Origin of the sequence: Anabaena subtropica FACHB-260 (assembly GCF_014697105.1) — a bacterium.
Lineage (GTDB): Bacteria > Cyanobacteriota > Cyanobacteriia > Cyanobacteriales > Nostocaceae > Trichormus > Trichormus subtropicus.
In genome coordinates this window covers 102,198-117,430 of sequence record NZ_JACJRF010000003.1, presented here as the reverse complement: position 1 = coordinate 117,430, position 15,233 = coordinate 102,198, and the positions used below count along the sequence as shown (strand labels likewise).

Here is a 15,233-nt window from a genome sequence, read left to right as displayed (position 1 = left end):
ATACAAATGTAGTTATCTGTAGATACCGTTGTTAAAGCGATCATCTCCTTCGTTGAAAGCCGGTTCTAGTTCTGTCACTGTGAACTTATCGAAATTAGCTTCTAAGAGTTGTTTTTGGCGATCGCTCAATCCTGGTAGATTCAATACATCCTCTACCTTGCCGTAAGGAGCATTCTGGATAATTTTCTTAGCCAGAGTCGGATATAACCCTGGATATTGTTGAAAAGCTCTTACGTTGGTATTGTTCAAATCGATTTTTTTCCCAAATTCTGTTGCTAGTTTGGCATCTGCCCGATTTAGCCGTTCAACTGCCAAAATAGTAACTTGAGGAGCCAAAAAACTTTGTAAACTGGCAGCTTGAGCAATTTGAGTTGTTCCCAACCATCCCCAGCAGCCCAGCAACAAACTAAATACTGTTAATAAACGCACCAATCCTTTCACGATTTTTCTACCTCTTTCCATCAAACTGAAATAACAGCTTTAAGCAAACAGTCTTCAACAATCTATAGCCTATTATCTATAGCTGCGACTATTGACACTCAACTATTGACTGTTGATGAGAAGCTTATGGCTTAATCAACACACAGCAGCTATCAAAAACTAATATACAGCTTATTAATGTCCAGAATATTTGGTGTTAGTCATTAGTCATTTTTTCTCCCTGCCCCCTTCTCCCTTCTCTGATTCTCATGCTGTCAAGGCGGCTATCAAAAATAAGCTATCTACCAATATTGTACTTAAAACTGCACCACCGAAAGCATACCAGTGTCGCTGCTTTTTATTTAAGGGTATAGTTCCCGCTATAAGTAGCACCAGTCCAAGAATAATTGCCCAGGATATACCCCAATGTGTTTGCACCTGACTAACTGCTAGTCGTAAAATTGGTGACACACTGGTAGGCTCCACTTGCATGACTTGCCGCCAGTAGGGCATTAAGTCTACTAAATAAAAATATACATCTGTTAAAACTGTACCGAGTAAAGAACCTAAATAAAACCAACTACCCACTTTGCCCCAGTTCCGTAACAAACACCAACAAGCGAAGGGTAATCCTATAGACTCTACTGGTAGATGCCACAAGGGTTCCCAGCGTAGCCAACCCCAGTAGATTCCACCCGCTAGCCAACTCCAGCTAAAGCCTAAGAGTAAGTCTCCCCAAACATAAGTTGCTGGACGGGACATTAAAGTAAAACTTAACCACAGCCAAAATCCTGTCATCGCTAAACTTAAAGTGGGTAGCGATCGCACTAATGGTGCTTCTATAAATACTGGCACTGACACTAGAAACACTGCTGCTGCAAACACTAACCATGTTTGCCTAGACACTAAAGCTAAAGGTAAAGACGGAGAGGCTTGTAGTGTAGATTTCAATTCTTTAATATTCTTCTGCCCAGTGTCGCTTTGCGGTAATTCCGTAATCTCTGGAGTAGTAGAAGCTGCGTAAGAAGCCAAAGTATTATTAATCAAAGTTTTAATAATTGTTACTAATCTTTATATTACTCAAGATACCATAACTCAAGAATCCCCCCCTGGGGCATATTTATATTACTACGGTTTGCGTGTCAGCCCCTTGGGAGAGTTCAAAATTCCCAGTTCAAAAGTAAAGAATTTCTGGGAAGTGAGGAAGATGAGAGAGAACTGTTGACCAATAACCAATGACTATTGCACAGTAAGCGAGAACATGAGATGCTTTGTTGGGTTATTTTCCTGGGAGCTTATCTAGTTAGCTGTTTGTTTATTTAATTGTTTGTAATTACAGCGATCGTAGGTAAACTAATGACCTTATTCAAACGTCAATGGTTCGTGTTTGTTAGTGCAGTATCGGCGGCTTTGTCGGTAGTGATGTTTCCTTTAGAAGTTTTTAGCGCCTCGCCTAATACAGTAGGTAATGAGGTGCAGCAAATGAATATTTTGCAGGCGATTTTTTTGGGTTTTGTCCAAGGAATGACTGAGTTCCTACCTATAAGTAGTACAGCACATCTCAAAGCCGTGCCGGTAGCCCTTGGCTGGGGCGATCCGGGGGTAGCCTTCACAGCTATCATCCAGCTAGGGAGTATTGCAGCTGTGTTGTGGTATTTCTGGGGAGATTTGACAAGAATTATTAAGGGAGCGACAAGAGCGATCGCTCTTAAAGATTACGATGATCATGACTTTCGTCTATCTTTAGGGATTATTTTTGGAACTTTACCGATCATATTTTTTGGACTACTGATAAAAAGATTTATTCCCGACTTTGATAATTCACCAGTTAGAAGTTTAGGTGCGATCGCCATTGCCTCAATACTTATGTCACTATTATTGGGACTGGGCGAAAAACTGGGCAATCGCCATCGAGATTTTGAACACTTAACCATGAAAGATGGATGGTTAATGGGTATAGCTCAAGCTTTGGCTTTAATCCCTGGTGTCTCTCGTTCTGGTTCCACTCTCACAAGTGGTTTATTTATGGGACTACAAAGGGAAACCGCCGCCAGATTTTCCTTTTTGCTAGGTATTCCCGCTATTACCTTGGCAGGGTTAGTTGAGTTAAAAGATATTTTAGGTACAAGTTTAGAGGCTGGGGTGTTAGTTAACCTAGCTGCGGGGGTGATTTCGTCCGCTCTTTTCTCTTATGTTGCGATCGCTGGTTTAATAAACTTCCTCAAAACCCAGAGTACTTGGGTGTTTATTTGGTATCGATTAATATTTGGTGTAGCAATTTTGGGAGCAATTACCGCAGGAATTCTACCCAATCTCTAAAATTACAAATTTTTAGAGGATTTGATATCTCCCTTAATGGAAACCAGGGGTTCTCAGTCTCCCATATGATTTTTGATAGATGCGCTATAGCGCATCTTTATTTATCAGTATTGTCCGACACAGCCAGCCTGATAGCTTCTACACCAACGTTGAGTTGTTGAGCAATTTTTTCTACACTCACCCCTATTTTTAGTAACAAAGAGACTGTAACTTTATGAATCTTACTACTGCCATTCGTCTATATTCATTAGTAGTGACTACTAATGAAAAGTTGGCTTTTGATTCATGGCTGCTATTCTTCCTGCCCGTATTACTAAAGTACTACCTGATTCTATAGCTGCTGAAATTGGCTTTGACGTGGGCGATGCGATCGTAGCTATTAATGGTACACCCCCCCGCGATTTAATTGATTATAAATTTCTCTGCTCAGATGAATTTTTAGAATTAGAAGTTTTAGATGCAAGTGGCAAAACTCATCATATAGAAATTGAGAAAGACTATGACGAAGACTTGGGGTTAGAATTTGAGACCGCTTTGTTTGATGCTCTGATTCAGTGCAATAATCGTTGCCCGTTTTGTTTTATCGACCAACAACCCCCAGGTAAGCGTTCTAGTTTGTATTTGAAAGATGATGATTACCGTTTGAGCTTTTTGTATGGCTCTTATTTAACTCTCACCAATTTACCGGAAAGGGAATGGCAACGCATTGAACAGATGCGCTTGTCTCCCTTATATGTTTCCGTTCATGCAACGGAACCGGAAGTAAGAATTAGACTGCTGAAAAATCCCCGTGCGGCGCAAATCTTAGATCAATTGCGGTGGTTCCAAGAAAGAAGACTACAAATCCATGCTCAAGTAGTTGTGTGTCCTAGTATAAATGATGGCAAACATCTGGAACAAACACTACGAGATTTAACGTCGTTTCATGATAGGGATGTGCCTACCGTTGCCTCAGTGGCAGTTGTACCAGTCGGGTTAACAAAATTTCGTCCAGAACAAGACGAACTCATACCTGTAACTAGAGAAAAAGCTCAAGAAGTGATTGCCCAAGTGCGATCGCTAGCCCAAGAATTTCGCCAACAATTTGGTTCTAATGTCGCTTGGTTAGCAGATGAGTGGTTTTTGATTGCGGGTGAAGAATTACCCAGCGAAGCTGAGTATGAAGAATATCCCCAAATTGATAATGGTGTAGGTTCAATCCGCTTATTTCTCCAACAATTTGCTGATGCTGCGGCGGAATTATTACCAACAAAAATTAACCATCCCAAAAAGTTAACTTGGGTTGTTGGTAATGCTGTGGAAAAAGCCTTTCAACCAATTCTCAAAAGCTTAAATGCTGTAGCAGGTTTAGAAGTAAATATGATTGCTTTATCTAGTGATTACTGGGGACAAGCTATTAGTGTTACGGGATTAATCACTGGTCATGATTTACTTTTCCATTTAAAAGGCCAAGATTTAGGTGAAGGTATTTTGTTACCTAATGTCATGCTTAAACATGGAGAATTGGTATTTTTAGATGATATGAGTGTTGAAGAAGTAGCTCGGCAATTACAAACCAAAATTCTCCCAGTTGCCGGAGTTGAAGAACTTATAAATACTTGTATTACTGATAGTGTTAGCAATTAAATTTGCAATATCAGTTGTTTTTCTGATGTAAATCATAGTTGATTTACTTCATAAATAATAAATAATAATTAATTAGTAGTGGGGAGGAATAGTGAAGAATCACGAAAAAATCAATCAAGAAAAGCACAAATTTCCAATAAAAAAAACCGGATTCTTCATTTTTACTCTGCAATTAATTATTTTCAATTGTGTTGATATTTTGACAGCAAAAGCGGCAGCACAAGAACCCGTTTTGAGTGTAGTTCAAAGTCAAGAGAATACACAGCATTGGCCAGGAATTATCAAACGCTTGGAGAATATTGGGGTGGAATATTGTGTAATTCCCCTAGCGAGTGTAAGGAGTGTAGCAGACTGGGGCGATCGCCGCGTGTTATTTTTACCGAATATCGAAACTTTAACACCAACCCAAGCGATCGCCTTAGAACAATGGAAAAGTAAAGGCGGTAATTTAATTGCTAGTGGCCCCGTGGGTAGTCTCTCAACTCCGGGAGTCCGTCAATTATTAAAAACTCTCTTAGGGGGCTATTGGGGATTTAGTCTCCAGGATAAACAACAGCTCACACCCCCACAAAAAATAAGTCATCCTTGGGCAAACAATGGTGGATTATTTGGTAATGTGCATGGCGGTGTTTTGATACCAAATAGTGGTACTAGTCAAGCTGTTGCTGTGTGGAATTCCAGAGAGAATCCCGCCGCCATAGTCTCAACTGAGCGTGCTACTTTTTTAGGTTGGCGCTGGGGAACAGATACAGCTTCTACGCCCGAATTAGATATTTCTTGGTTAAAAGCTGCTCTGACTCGTTATTCGTCAGGAAAGAACACCAAAAAAATAGCCGGAGGTTCGCAAAATTGCTCTACATCAGTTGCGAGTGTAGCAGGGGAGCAGAGGAGTAGGGGAGCAGAGGAGCAGAGGACTGTTAATAATTCTTCTCCTTCTTCTTCTAAACCTACTTTACCGGCAACCAAACCACCTGTAACTCAGGAAGCGATTGATCAACTAGAACAACAAGTGCATTGGGATGTTGCGCCTAATTCTAATACACCGATAGATAGTAGTGAAGCGATCGCATTGCAACAAGAACTAGAAAACCTGATTGGACGAGTAGAAAGCGCCCATTTAGCCGCATCATCGAATGATAGTAATACCAACAATTCTCTGTCTGTGAAAGCAGAAAACCCACGCACCAATACCACATCCCTCACCCCCATCTCCAACAAAGAGCAAGTTTTAGCACAGGCCAGAGTAGTAGCCAAAAACATTCCTCAGTTAGTTGCCAATAAAAATTATGCTCTGGCTCGTCAACAATGGCTCACAACCAGAGCAAATTTGTGGAAGCAGTTTCCCACAGACCGCAGATTAGCACCAGCAGAAATCCGCTCAGTATGGTTAGACCGAGGGACAATTGTTCGTGCAGGTAGTGAACAAGAATTAGCCAAAATTTTTGATCGTTTGGCGCAAGCAGGAATTAATACTATCTTTTTTGAGACAGTCAACGCTGGCTATACCATTTACCCCAGTAAAGTTGCACCACAGCAAAACCCATTAATTCGGGGTTGGGATCCCTTGGCTTCAGGGGTAAAATTAGCCCATGAGCGAGGGATGGAATTACACGCTTGGGTGTGGACATTCGCTGCTGGAAACCAGCGTCATAATGAATTACTGAAAATTTCTCCAGATTATCCAGGGCCAGTACTCGCTGCTCATCCTGAGTGGGCAAACTATGACCACCAAGGAAAAATGATTCCCCTTGGTCAAACTAAGCCTTTCTTCGATCCAGCTAATCCCGAATTACGTCAATATTTACTCAAACTTTATCAAGAGATTATCACTCAATATAAAGTAGATGGTCTACAGTTAGACTATATCCGCTATCCCTTCCAAGACCCAGCCGCCGGACGAAGTTACGGCTATGGGAAAGCAGCTAGAAATCAGTTTCAACAATTGACAGGGGTAGATCCGATGACGATTTCTCCTAGTCAAACACAATTGTGGCAGCAATGGACAGCATTCCGTACCCAGCAAGTTGATAGTTTTGTAACTCAAGTTTCCCAAATGTTGCGTCAGCAACGCCGAAATTTGATTTTGTCAGTTGCTGTTTTCCCTCTACCAGAACATGAACGTATCCAAAAACTTCAACAGCGTTGGGAAATTTGGGCTAGACAGGGGGATGTAGATTTAATTATTCCTATGACTTATGCCCAAGATACGGTACGCTTCCAAACCCTAGCAAAGCCTTGGATAGGTTCGACACAATTAGGTTCTACCTTATTAATACCCGGCATCCGATTACTTTCGTTGCCAACACTAGGGGCATTTGACCAACTTCAACTGGTGCGAGACTTACCCGTGAGTGGTTATGCACTGTTCGCCGCCGAAAATTTAAATAATGAGTTGCATAAACTCTTTAGTAATACTCAAGGAAAGGAAACATCAGCAATTAGTGAACCCATCCCCCATCGTGAACCTTTTCAAAGTGCTGTGACGCGTTATATTGCTTTAAAACGGGAATGGCAATTATTCCTGCAAGCTGAAAAAGAACCAGTAACGAATAAAAGCGTTACAGATTTTCATAGCCAAGCAGAAGTTGTGCAGAATGCTTTAAATCAACTGGCAACCTCTCCTTCTGCTAGTAAGCTAGTGACAGCAAAAGCTAATTTAACCCGCTTTCAATCGCTATTTCGAGTTTGGATGCGTCAACAACAAATGCAAAATAGCTATCAAGCAAGAGCCTGGGAAAATCGTCTGGCAATTATAGAAAGACTATTGCGTTATGGTGAACGGCAATTAGAGTTGCATTCTGAACAGATAACTAATACTGTTACAAAATAGTCATCGAAAAGAGCTTGATCAGTTTCAAGAGGTGTCAACAGTCAACAGTCAAGAGGATGGTGTTCAAGTAATTGGCTGTTGTATTTCTTCATACAAACTTTATAGTGTTTATACTCCAGATATTCTTATTTATTTGGTATCAAAATATTAGAAGATAACTAAAGCATCTGCTTTAGTTCATGATTGTTTGATACCAGCCATTTGAATGCTCTATGCAATCTCTACCTCACCTTCTCTGGCCACAATGCTTAGAGTCGATGATTGACTTTTCGCCACTGACGGTTGAGCCGGAAAAGCCATTGTCAGACGTAGTTTCACAAATGGCCAAGCAAGATGCTGGTATTGTTGTAATTGTCAATTCTCAGCTATTAGGGTGGTTGTCAGAAAGAGATGTAGTGAAGCTGGTAGCCTTGGGTGTTGACTTCCAAACAACCAAAATTTCTGAAGTTATGAACACCTCAGTGATAGCCTTCAAGCTGTCACAATTTGAGGATATAACTGCCATCATTTCCATGTTACGTAAGCATCCATCAAGTTGCTTGTTAGTAATTGATGAAAAAGAACAGCTAATGGGGACAGTGACATCGGAAAGTGTTTATCAAGCTCTGCAACCAGCAACCGACTTGAACCACCAAGAAGAATTACAAATTCCCCAAGAACATCTGCGGTTGCTAGAGTCAACACTAGTTAATGCCAACGATACCATTTTGACTAGTGAAAAGAGCCTTAGCCACATAGCTGATGACGCATCCATATTAATTTGGATGTCTGGCACAGATGCTTCATGTAACTTTTTCAACAAACTTTGGTTAGAATTTACCGGAAATAGCCTAGAACAAGAAATAGGCAAAGGTTGGGCAGAATGTGTGCATCCAGAAGATTTGCAGAGTTTTTTAGATAACTACTTATCAGCTTTTCATGCTCGTCAGTGTTTCTCTATGGAATATCGCTTACGGGGAGTTGATGGACAGTACTGTTGGCTACTAAATATTGGTGTTCCCAAATTTACATCCAATGGTAATTTTGCTGGTTATATTAGTTTTTGTATAGATATTACTGAACACAAGCATTCCTTTGCAGCCATAGAGGAAATGACAAACAGGTTAAAGTTAGCACTGGAATCGACTGACACAATTTATTGGGAGCGTAATCTCAGTAATGATCAATTGTTCTTTCTCAATGCTGTTGATGGACTGGGAGTAGCTAGAGAATTAACTCATAGCGAAGTTCTGACTTTTTTTCATCCAGATGATGTGGAAAAAGTTGAGATGGCGGCTCAAGAGGCGATCGCTAATTGTAGTTGTCTGGAAGTAGAACATCGGCTACCAATCCCAGGGCAACCATTTGAGTATAAATGGTTGCTCTCAAGAGGTACAGTAATAACAGATACCACAGGTAACCCCACTCGGATGATTGGTGTTTCGATGGATATTACCGAACGAGTGCAAGCACAAGTAGCACTGCAACAAGCCAACCAAGAGTTAGAAATGCGGGTAGCAGAGCGTACCCTCGCTTTGGAGGAAGCTAATAAACAACTGCTTTTGGAAATAGGCGATCGCCAAATTGCTCAGGAGCAACTACGGCAATCTCAACAAATGTTGCAGTTAGTTATGGATACGATTCCTCAGTGTATCTTTTGGAAAGATAGAAATTCTGTCTTTTTGGGCTGTAATCGTCACTTTGCCAAAATGCTAGGTCTTGAGCATCCAGAAAATATCATAGGGAAAACAGACTATGATTTTCTCACCAATCATCAGGATGCAGACTTATACCGCGAGTGTGACGCTAGGGTAATAGAAACGAATATCCCTGAGTATCACATCATAGAACCCCTACATAAAGCAGATGGGCAAAAGGTTTGGCTAGAAACAAATAAAGTTCCACTCCATGATGTTGAGGGCAATGTTGTAGGCATTCTTGGCACTTTTGAAGAAATTACAGAACGCAAACAGGCACAAGAAGCTTTAGAAAAAAGTGAAGAGCGTTTTCGATTCTTAGCAGAATCTATCCCCCAACAGGTCTGGATAGCTCAACCAGATGGCTATATTGAGTATGTTAACCAACGTACCCTTGAATACTTCGACTGTACACCAGAAGCTATACTGGGTTGGCAGTGGCATCAATGGATACATGAGGATGACCGCCATCGGTGCTTGGAAGCTTGGAGTCATTGTGTAGCTACTGGTGAACCTCTAGATATTGAATTTCGCTGGTTCAGAGCGATGGATCAAACCTATCGCTGGCATCTAGGGCGTGCCTTAGCCTTGTGTGATGACGCAGGTAACATTATTAATTGGTTTGGCACAAACACTGATATTGATGATCGCAAACGTACAGAAGAAGTATTAGCAGAAAAGGTAAAATTAGCAAATTTTCGAGCAGAAGTTGATACAATTCTGACACAAAGTTACACCTTACAGGATTTAATGCGCGGCTGTACCGATGCTGTCGTCCAACATCTCAATGCAGCTTTTGCCCGCATCTGGATACTCAATAAAGCAGAAAATCTACTGGAATTGCAAGTCAGTTCGGGGATGTACACCCATATAGATGGGCCTCATAGATGTGTACCAGTCGGTCAATTCAAAATCGGTTTAATTGCCCAACAAGGCACACCCCACTTCACCAATTCTGTAACAACAGATCCGCACATAAGCCACCCAGAATGGGCGACGCAAGAAGGAATGATAGCTTTTGCTGGCTATCCCTTGATTGTGGAGGGTGAGATATTGGGGGTACTGGCCATGTTTTCTCGCCAAGCGCTCAGTGAGTCTACTTTCCAATCTTTGGGAATTGCGGCTCATGAGATTGCGATTGGGATTAAGCGCCAACAAACGGAAGAAGCGCTAAGACATAGTGAAGAAAGGTTCCGCAACTTAGTTGAAGCTAGTAGTGATTGGGTGTGGGAAGTTGATGAAAATGCTATTTATACTTACGTCAGCCCTAAAGTGAGGGAAATTTTAGGTTACGAACCACAAGAAATATTGGGTAGAACTCCCTTTGAAATCATGCCACCAGCAGAAGCAGAGCGTGTCATGAATATTTTTACGCCCATAATTGAGGCACAACAGCCATTTAAATGCTTAGAAAACACCAATGTTCATAAAGATGGTCGTTTAGTGGTTCTCGAAACCAGTGGAATGCCAGTTTTTAATACAGTGGGTAAATTTTGTGGTTATCGAGGGATGGATCGAGATATTACCACTCGCAAGCAAGTAGAAACAAATTTATACCAAACTCAACAGCAGTTACAAGCAATTTTAGATAACTCCCCGGCGATGATTTATGTCATGGATATCCAGGGTAGATTTATGCTGGTTAACCGACGATATGAAGAGCTATTTAATACTGATCAGGCTGAAATCATCGGCAAGAGTTTGTATGATACTTGGCCTCATGATATTGCTAATGGATTTGCAGTTAATAACCGTCGAGTCATAGCCGATGGTATTGCCATAGAAGTTGAAGAAGTTGTTCCCCAAGAAGATAGCTTACATACTTACTTTAGTATCAAGTTTCCTTTAAAAGATCATCATGGTACCATCTACGGCATCTGTGGTATTTCTACAGACATTACAGAGCGCAAATTAGCAGAAGATTCGCTCTTACGCTTTCACAAAGCGATGGAAAGTACAAGTGATGCTATTATCTTTAGTGATATTTTTGACATACCTATTTATACTAATCCGGCTTTTCAGGAATTATACGGTCATACTCTAGAGGAATTACAAGTGTTTGGAGGAGTAGGCACAATTTTCCATGAGCCTCAAGAGCGTCAAAATATATTAACTAGTGTCATGAAAGGCGAATCTTGGCGGGGTGAAGTAACAATGCGATCGCGTAGTGGTCGCCCATTACAAATTTATCTCCGCTCTGATGCTATTAAAGATAGTAATGGCAAAATTACAGGAATTGTATGTATTCATACAGATATAACTCAGCGTAAGCAGGTAGAGGAAGGTTTAAAACTACGCGATCGGGCGATAGATGCTAGCAGCAATGGCATCATTATTGCTGATGCTAGCACTCCTAGCGGGCCGATTATCTATGTCAATCCCGCCTTTGAGCGCATGACTGGCTACTCGTCAGACGAAGTAATTGGACAAAACTTCCGTCTATTCCAAAGTGCAGATATCGACCAACCAGGGTTACGAAAACTCAGTGCGGCAATGCAAGCAGGAAAAGCTTGCACTGTAGTTCTCCGCAACTATCGTAAAAATGGCAGCCTGTTATGGAATGAGTTAAACATCTCCCCTGTATATGACAATGGTGGTCAACTCACTCACTACATCAGCATTCAAACGGATATCACAGAACGTAAACAAGCAGAAACAGCACTACTTGTTAGCCAACAGCGATTGCAATATTTACTGACCTCCAGCCCAGGCGTAATTTATACTTGTAAAACTTTTGGGAATTTTGACACTATTTTTATTAGCGACAACATCACTACCATGACTGGTTATGAAGCACATGAATTTACAGAAAATTCTGGTTTTTGGTCTAGTCATATCCACCCGGAAGACGCATCATTTGTATTGAACAAACTTTCTCACGTATTGGAGCAAGGAAGTTATAAGTTAGAGTATCGCTTTTTACACAAAGATGGTACATATCATTGGCTATATGATCAAGGCCTAGTAGTGCAAGATGACACAGCTAATCCAGTAGAAATTGTCGGTTATTTAATAGATATTACAGACCGTAAACAACTAGAAGAATACTTAAAAGTAGCACTAGAAAAAGAGAAAGAATTAAGCGAACTTAAATCTCGCTTTGTATCCATGACCTCCCATGAATTTCGCACGCCGTTGAGTACCATTTTGTCTTCCTCTGAGTTACTAGAACACTACCGCCACAAATGGACAGAGGAAAAACAACTCACTCACTTACATCGCATTCAAGTTGCCGTCAAGCGAATGACAGAAATGTTAGACGATATTTTGATCATTGGTAAGGCAGAAGCGGGAAAACTAGAGTTGGTCACCACATCCTTTGATGTCGTCACATATTGCCGCAATTTAATAGAAGAAATCCAATTAAATCTTAGTAATCAACAAGTTTATTTTACCAGTGAACATGAATCTATGCCTTGTTGCATGGACGAAAAATTATTAGGACATATTCTCACTAATTTAATTTCTAATGCTATTAAATATTCTCCAAGCAAGAGTGATGTTCGGGTTGTATTTTATTGTCGAGATGGGCGTGCAGTATTTGAAATTCACGATTGGGGTATTGGCATTTCGCCAGAAGATATTACCCACTTATTTGAATCATTTTATCGAGCAAAAAATGTTGGCAATATCTTAGGCACAGGGTTAGGATTAGCAATCGTCAAAAAATGTGTAGACATTCATCAAGGTGAAATATCTGTCTCTAGTAAAATAGGAATTGGTACAGTATTTACTGTGAATCTTCCTTTAAATCATCAAATATAAAAAGAGGTTAATAATGATTAAGATTTTAGTAATTGAAGATGAAGAATCAGTCAGAGAAAATATCTTAGACTTGCTCCAAGCTGAAGATTTTAATACTGTGTCTGCTGCTAATGGACGAATTGGCATAGATTTAGCATTGGCAGAATTTCCAGATTTAATTTTGTGCGATATGATGATGCCAGAAGTAGATGGCTATGGGGTGCTGTCAGCATTACGTCAAGAGCCATTAACGGCAACTATTCCTTTCATTTTTCTAACTGCAAAATCTGCAAAAGCTGATTTCCGTCAAGGCATGGATATGGGCGCAGATGACTATCTAACTAAACCATTTACCAGGGCGGAATTACTAAGTGCTGTCATGAACCGTTTGGAAAGACAAGCTACTTTAAAAAAGTACTTAATAAATCAAACCGGAATTAAAATCTCGTCTCCCAAAATGCAGTTACTAGAGATGAGTCTACATAAAGTTATTAAACAACAAAAATTTCAAGAATTTGAGGTGCAATATCAACCAATAGTTGATATTACTTCTGGAAAAATTGTTGCTGCGGAAAGTTTGTTACGTTGGCATAGTCCAGAATTAGGTTTTGTCTCTCCTTCAGAATTTATTCCATTGGCAGAGTCTACAAGTTTAATTGTGCCAATTGGTCAATGGGTAGTAGCTAGTGTTTGTCAGCAAATTAAAAACTGGCATGATTCTGGTGTAGATTACTTGACTATTTCCGTAAATTTATCAGCAATGGAATTTAATAGACCAGATTTAATTCAAAAAATTACTGAGGCTTTAAAAACAAATAATTTAGCCCCACATTATCTGGAGCTAGAATTGACTGAAAGCATGATTATGCAAGACTTAAATAGTGCTATTTTCACTATGAATGAATTGCAATCTCTAGGAGTTAGAATTGCTATTGATGATTTTGGTACAGGTTACTCCTCTTTGATTTATCTCAAAAATTTGCCAGTTAACACACTAAAAATTGATAGATATTTTATTCATAATGTTGCTAAAGATAAACAAAAATCTGCGATTACCAAAGCCTTAATCGAAATGGCACATAATATGAATATGCAGGTAGTAGCCGAAGGTGTGGAAACAGAATCAGAACTGTATTTCTTAAAGCAAAATAAATGCGATGCCATGCAAGGCTTTCTCTTTAGTCGCCCATTACCAGCAATAGAATTTGAAAATTTTTTATGGACTAACAAACATTTATCTGTATAAACAAAACAACTGATTTCCAATTTTCATTAAACATTGACTAAATTATTACTGATATTGGTAATTGGCAGTAACTTTTAACCAAAATAAATTACTATGAAGTTGAATATTTTAAAAAAAAATACAACTTCAGGCGATTACTTAAAGTATTACTTTGTAAGTAAATATGAATAAAATTCTTGTTATCGAAGATGATATCCATGTGCGCCAAAATATCTTAGACTTGTTAGAAGGAGAGGGATTTAACATACTTGAAGCGCATAATGGACTCCTCGGTGTGCAATTGGCTCAAGAAGAAATTCCGGATTTGATTATTTGTGATGTCATGATGCCGGAATTAGACGGTTATGAAGTATTAAAGACATTACGTCGATGGAAAGAAACAGCAACTATTCCTTTAATTTTTCTCACTGCTAAGTCTGATAAAACTGACTTCCGTCAAGGAATGGAAATGGGAGCAGATGATTATATAATTAAACCGTTTACAAGAGCAGATTTATTGGCAGCGATCGCCTGTCGATTAGAAAAACACATCACGATTAAACAAGAAAATCAAAGACGACTAGATAATCTGCGTAATAGTATTGCTTTATCTTTGCCTCATGAAATGCGAACGCCTTTAAATGGTATCTTAGGCTTTTCACAAATTCTGATGGAAGAGAGCGATATTCTCGATTCACAAGCAATTCGAGAAATGGCAGAATCTATTTACCTATCTGGTGAACGTTTATTTGAATTAATTCAAAAGTTCCTCATGTATGCAGAATTAGAAATTATTAGAACTGATTCACAGCAAATCAAGTTGCTACAAAGTCAAACTAGTATATTTCCTAATGTAAAATTAATGGAAATTATTAATGAAAAAGCTAAAAAAGTAGGAAGAGAAGTAGATTTAGAAGTAGAACTACATCCTTGTAAAGTTAAAATGTCTACAGCAAAGATGGCTAAAATTGTAGAAGAGTTGCTTGATAATGCTTTCAAGTTTTCTTCTACAGGTAGCTTAGTGCAAGTTCACGGTCAACCCATCAACAATTATTTACATTTATCTTTCATTGATCATGGTCGAGGGATTACAGCAGCACAAATTGCAGAATTAGGAGCATATCAGCAATTTGAACGCAAACTCTATGAACAACAAGGGTCAGGATTAGGGCTAATGATCGCTAAACGCATTACTGAACTACATGGAGGCAAATTAAAAATTCAAAGCAAGCCACACGAAAAAACTATTGTGCAAGTAATGGTACCTTGTAGCCTGCTAAAAGAAGATGGTTGTGAAAATACTTACTCTCAAAAATCGTCAAGTCTGGGTTAATTAGGGGAGTACCTGGTTAACTTGCAAGACACTGTATAGGAAAAACACACAAACAAATTT

General features: G+C 39.6%; 8 protein-coding genes. 6 read left to right on the top strand and 2 right to left on the bottom strand.

From position 1 onward, the window contains the following. Window positions 1–12 precede the first annotated feature (12 nt). Both psbU and H6G18_RS02765 read right to left on the bottom strand, forming a co-directional pair. Window positions 13–441 carry a photosystem II complex extrinsic protein PsbU gene (gene psbU, locus H6G18_RS02770; RefSeq protein WP_190405556.1) on the bottom strand — a complete coding sequence of 143 codons (429 nt, stop codon included), beginning with the start codon at window positions 439–441 and terminating at the stop codon, window positions 13–15. Window positions 442–687: 246 nt separating this feature from the next. Beyond that, a complete protein-coding gene (locus H6G18_RS02765) occupies window positions 688–1,467 on the bottom strand; it encodes a DUF3120 domain-containing protein (protein WP_190405555.1) in 780 nt (259 codons plus the stop codon). A 309-nt stretch (window positions 1,468–1,776) separates the two neighbouring features. Between H6G18_RS02765 and H6G18_RS02760 the strand changes: the two genes are divergently transcribed. The 6 genes from H6G18_RS02760 to H6G18_RS02735 all read left to right on the top strand — a co-directional run bounded on the left by H6G18_RS02760 (window position 1,777) and on the right by H6G18_RS02735 (window position 15,173). Next, window positions 1,777–2,739, top strand: coding sequence for an undecaprenyl-diphosphate phosphatase (locus H6G18_RS02760; RefSeq protein ID WP_190405554.1), 963 nt, complete (start codon window positions 1,777–1,779; stop codon window positions 2,737–2,739). Between the two features lie 285 nt (window positions 2,740–3,024). Further along, window positions 3,025–4,365, top strand: coding sequence for a TIGR03279 family radical SAM protein (locus H6G18_RS02755; protein ID WP_190405553.1), 1,341 nt, complete (start codon window positions 3,025–3,027; stop codon window positions 4,363–4,365). Window positions 4,366–4,456: 91 nt separating this feature from the next. Then, on the top strand, window positions 4,457–7,195 hold the full coding sequence (locus H6G18_RS02750; RefSeq protein WP_190405552.1) for a glycoside hydrolase family 10 protein: 2,739 nt from the start codon (window positions 4,457–4,459) through the stop codon (window positions 7,193–7,195). Between the two features lie 212 nt (window positions 7,196–7,407). Beyond that, the gene (locus tag H6G18_RS02745; RefSeq protein ID WP_190405551.1) at window positions 7,408–12,636 is read left to right on the top strand and encodes a PAS domain S-box protein; all 5,229 of its coding nucleotides are present in this window, start codon (window positions 7,408–7,410) and stop codon (window positions 12,634–12,636) included. 13 nt (window positions 12,637–12,649) lie between these two features. Further along, a complete protein-coding gene (locus H6G18_RS02740) occupies window positions 12,650–13,861 on the top strand; it encodes an EAL domain-containing response regulator (protein WP_190405550.1) in 1,212 nt (403 codons plus the stop codon). A gap of 163 nt (window positions 13,862–14,024) precedes the next feature. After that, window positions 14,025–15,173: a hybrid sensor histidine kinase/response regulator gene (locus H6G18_RS02735; protein ID WP_190405549.1), complete on the top strand. Its 1,149-nt coding sequence runs from the start codon at window positions 14,025–14,027 to the stop codon at window positions 15,171–15,173. Window positions 15,174–15,233 lie beyond the last annotated feature (60 nt).